The sequence below is a fragment of the Paraburkholderia bannensis NBRC 103871 genome, from assembly GCF_000685015.1.
Taxonomy (GTDB): Bacteria; Pseudomonadota; Gammaproteobacteria; order Burkholderiales; family Burkholderiaceae; genus Paraburkholderia; species Paraburkholderia bannensis.
In genome coordinates, this window is the sequence record NZ_BAYA01000078.1 from 1 (window position 1) to 3478 (window position 3478).

Consider the following 3478-nt stretch of genomic DNA (forward strand, 5'->3'; position numbering starts at 1 on the left):
CCCCCACCTGCAAGCACTGCTGCAGACTCGTCCGAGCCGCCCCTCCTCCCAGGCTCGCCACGAGCTTGAGCCTCAGTCATAGAACGAGGCTCTCCGGCGACTAGACGCATCCATCCTGGACAAGCCCCACTGACTTGTACTGCTTCGCCGCAGACCTACCAATTGGCGCAGTGGAATCCCTTGAGTCCGTCGAACAGCTTCCTCAATCCCTCGTTGTCGGACGCAGTCGTGTTAAGCGGTTTGACTTTGATGTCCAAATACCCGGCCCAATTGACTGCCTTCCGAAACTCTTTCCACTTGTCGTTCTTGGCGGCCAAGTCGATGAATTGGCTGACCAGATGTGCCTGGTGAACTCCTGCGCAGTATTGAGCGCTCTCGTAAGCCTCCTTTGCATGGGCGTAGGCGTCTTCATACCTTTGCTCGCGATAGCAAAGCGAGCTGCGCATCCACGGCGCCATCCAAGGCAGCGTGTCATGTAACCTCGACGCCCCGAGGCGAACGCTGTAAGCATCTATGTCGGCCAAACTGAGGCTGCGCGATTTTTGAAGGGCGAGGCCGTCGAGCAACAGCTCTGTGAATCCAAGCGGAGGTTCGTGCATGACTGCAATCTCCTCCTGACCTTCGAACTCCAGCAGTGACAGTGCGCCCAGCTTCTTACTCGCGGCGAGCACTTGTTCCTTCGTAAGGCTATGAGATGCAGTCGCGGAGCGCAGTTTGTCTTGCCATTCAACGAACCATTGCCAGTAGTCGGACGTTACGCGGAACCAAGCGTCATCCCATTCCGACGCTGGAAGCTGCTTGTCTTCGATGTACTCGCGGACCGCACGCTTCACTGTTTTTGTTGCATCTACAGTGCTCTCGGCAATCCGCCGATACCGACGGCAGAACTCGAGCATAACCTCATCCCCGTAGTGGTCGACCACCTCCATCGCCACAGCGGTGGCAGCGCGCGCAAGGAAGAGCGATGAACATACGCTGGATACGAGCAGTTTTGGCAGGAGTGGAAGCTTGCGCTTCTCCCGAGTTCGATTCACCGCGGCAAACGAATCGAGGAAATTCTGCAGCAGCGATGTCCACGATGGCAGGTGCTCTCCTTTCAGCCAATTCTTCGCGTTATCGAGATTCTTTGACAGCTCTGACGATAGAGAATCCATTTCTGGGCAGTGAAACTGAGCGCAGGAAGTCTCGGCCAGCTGATACGCCCAGCGCATCACTCGTTCTAACGGCCACTCCCACACCCGACCATCGTGCGTGGGCAGATACCAAAATTTGTTAGGTGGCACCATCATCCCGTCCGCTTCGACATTGAAACGTTGCAGCTGCTTGGCCACCGAAATCGCTAGCCTCGGCGCGCAGTAATCGTGCAAGAAATATTTGACCGAATCGGCTTTCCCGAGAAAGGTTCCCTCCGTCTTGAGCGCATGTCGGTACGTCTCGAAGATGTCAAAAAGAGCCTCACCAAAGGCGAAAAACGCGCGCGGAGGGAGCGCTCCGGCCGTCAGATAACTTAGCGTTTCCAGAAGCGCTTGAAGGTTTGGCTGAAGAAGCCCATCTTCGCGAGCGAGGCGCCTCAGAGCAGCCTGGGTGGTCTTCTTGCGAACCTCGTCGAAGCTCTCATCACTCTCGTGCCTTCGTGGCAAGACGCCGAGCGCGTTGAACACAAACTGTAATACCTCTCCTTGCGTCGGGAAGCCGACCGAATTCATGGGCAAATACCTTGGTGATATAGAGGGCGCCTCGCTATTGCGGGGGGCTGCGTTATCGAGCCTTTTGGTTCGGGTTCAGTTGCTTGCCACGGTTTCCGTGAACCTTCGCATTCGTCTTGTTCGTGCCGCTCGTCCCTTTGTTTTGGTTGAGAGCATCTCCACGATGTTCGGCTTGCTTCTTTGTCTGCTGGGTCATGATGAACTCCATAGTGGTGAACAAAAACGATATGGTAGGTTCGAGCATCAGGTCCGAGTAGGGTAATTTTGGCTACGAAGTTTCTGAGCCATCGCTTCCAGCCATGATGAACATGGGGAAGCCGCCAAGGACCGATGGGTCCAAGGCGATTAAGGGCTAGCCACCTCACGATGAAGAGCCAATTGGCTGTTTCTCCCGCCTTGAGCCAGAGTGAAACCCTGTGTCGCGACCAGCACCCCCTCTACTCATCCCGCGCGTCGCCGAGTTCGCATTAACGTCCGGCCGCTTGACGTTCGTTTAGTGGAACTTTGTCGAAGTCGATAGCCGCATACCCGCATGCAGCGCTCCACCAGTGAGCGCTGACGACGCTAGTTGGACGATAACCTTGCCCGCAACCGGCAAGATTGCCTTAACGTCGGCATCCGCGCTGGCAAGCCGTGGCATTGGCAGGCGAGTGAGTCGCAGCCTCAGGAATGGCGTGCAATTGACGTCGAGCGCGCTATCTTTAAATTCTTCCAGCTGGAGTCTAATAATCCCCATCACTTGGCGCAGATTCTCGAGCATGCCTCGCTTTGCGCCTAATGTGCTTGCGATTTGCCTTCAATTGACAATTCAACGGGTGGACAGCCGGTCAATTGAGGAGCGGGCACCTTGCCTTCGTTGTACCTGTCTTCTGACATAAAGACCGTTAAGGCGTTGGCCGCAACGCGCAGTGGGGCAAGTCAGGGATACCGCCGGGAGAACGTTGAGGAGCGAGGCGCGAGGTTGGCCCAACTGGTGCTCAAGCGCTGGCCGATTATCTGCGAGAAGCCCGAGACAAAAGCCGCGTTTGCAGCCGCAGAGCATGTGTGACGTGTCGCACACGTAAATAAAAGGGGCTCTAGTTTCGTCCGCGCGACTGTCCCGAGGAGATGAGAGCTGTTCTGGCGTCCCGGCTCTCCGTTTCTGGCCTGCCCGCGAACTGGCTGGTGCCGTCTTGGGTTCAATGGTACGGCGTAGAGCGTGACCGCCAACTAGGGCTGCGAAATCCGGCCCCATTATATTTTTCATTCGATATCTGCCCGTCTCCACTTCTTCTTGCTTGGCGCCAGTAATGCCGGTCCCGGCATGCTTCGGCTGCTGTGTGTGAAAAGATGAACTTGGCTGGAAACCCTTGTCCAGCAAGGACCGACAGACTTTAACGTCGCAAAAGGACTCCGGCGGCGTCCGGATTCGGGTTCCCGACAGACTTTGCGTGGACTTGTTGTTTTTTGAGGATGCAGCAGAATCAATGACTTACAGAGAGTGCGTCCGACAGACTTAATTGTTTCCTATCAGCTATTGGCATACAAAAAAGTCCGCACTTCTGACGCGGCCACCGTGGCTGGTTGCGTCCCCCACACGAACGATGCCTTTCATGGCTGGCGCTCCAAAGTCACCACGACCAGCCTTGCTGGTTGTATTTCGTGTCGTAACGGCGTCCCCACCACGGCAGATACGCATTGTTTTCGCCGCGTGCGCGGAACCAGTCTGCATCTGGTTCGATCGGCAACGGTTGGGCCGGGGGGGCAACCACGACCGCGACAGGATGCTCGGA

At 56.4% G+C, this 3478-nt stretch carries 3 protein-coding genes and 1 pseudogene; all 4 read right to left on the reverse strand.

Features of this window, described 5'->3' with window-relative positions; translation table 11 throughout:
* Positions 1 to 155: 155 nt before the first annotated feature.
* Entirely contained in the window at positions 156 to 1706 is a 1551-nt protein-coding gene (locus tag BBA01S_RS39295) for a hypothetical protein (RefSeq protein WP_027821147.1), read from the reverse strand.
* Between the two features lie 52 nt (positions 1707 to 1758).
* A complete protein-coding gene (locus tag BBA01S_RS47755; protein ID WP_167336096.1) occupies positions 1759 to 1902 on the reverse strand; it encodes a hypothetical protein in 144 nt (47 codons plus the stop codon).
* A gap of 297 nt (positions 1903 to 2199) precedes the next feature.
* Positions 2200 to 2466, reverse strand: a complete 267-nt coding sequence (locus BBA01S_RS39305) for a hypothetical protein (protein WP_027821148.1) — start codon at positions 2464 to 2466, stop codon at positions 2200 to 2202.
* 850 nt (positions 2467 to 3316) lie between these two features.
* Positions 3317 to 3478: pseudogene (locus tag BBA01S_RS48390) on the reverse strand (virulence factor); the annotation flags it as partial.